The organism is Ralstonia sp. RL (assembly GCF_001683835.1).
Lineage (GTDB): Bacteria > Pseudomonadota > Gammaproteobacteria > Burkholderiales > Burkholderiaceae > Ralstonia > Ralstonia mannitolilytica.
In genome coordinates this window covers 1-660 of the sequence record NZ_LWRX01000162.1, presented here as the reverse complement: position 1 = coordinate 660, position 660 = coordinate 1, and the positions used below count along the sequence as shown (strand labels likewise).

The following is a 660-nucleotide window of genomic DNA, read 5'->3' as shown; positions in this document are numbered from 1 at the left end:
GGCAATGGGGGCGGAGGCGACCGGGCCTGTCGGCGCATGCGTTAAAATGCGCACTTTGCTTTCAGGCGATTTGCCCCGTGACGACCATCACCATCGCCCTGTCCAAGGGCCGCATCTTCGACGAAACCCTGCCGCTGCTGGCCGCCGCAGGTATCGTCCCGACCGAAAATCCGGAAACTTCGCGCAAGCTGATCATTGAAACCAATCAGCCGAACGTGCGCGTTGTCATCGTCCGCGCGACCGACGTGCCGACCTACGTGCAATACGGCGCGGCCGACATCGGCGTGGCCGGCAAGGATGTGCTGATCGAGCACGGCGGCGAAGGCCTGTATGCGCCGCTCGACCTGAATATCGCCAAGTGCCGCATGATGGTCGCCGTGCCGGAAGGCTTCGATTACGCCAATGCTGTGCGCCAGGGCGCCCGCCTCAAGGTGGCCTCCAAGTACACCAAAACGGCGCGTGAGCACTTCGCCAGCAAGGGCGTGCATGTGGATCTGATCAAGCTCTACGGCTCGATGGAACTGGCACCGCTGGCCGGCCTCTCGGACGCCATCGTCGATCTGGTGTCGACAGGCGGTACGCTGAAGGCGAACAAACTGGTTGCTGTCGAGCACATCATGGACATCTCGAGCCGCCTGGTGGTCAACCAGGCCTCGCTCA

At 62.9% G+C, this 660-nt stretch carries 1 protein-coding gene; it reads left to right on the top strand.

What is annotated here, in order from left to right; genetic code table 11:
- Window positions 1-77: 77 nt before the first annotated feature.
- Window positions 78-660, top strand: a 583-nt coding sequence (gene hisG / locus A6M56_RS15490; RefSeq protein WP_286758231.1) for an ATP phosphoribosyltransferase, incomplete at its 3' end; no start/stop codon positions are given.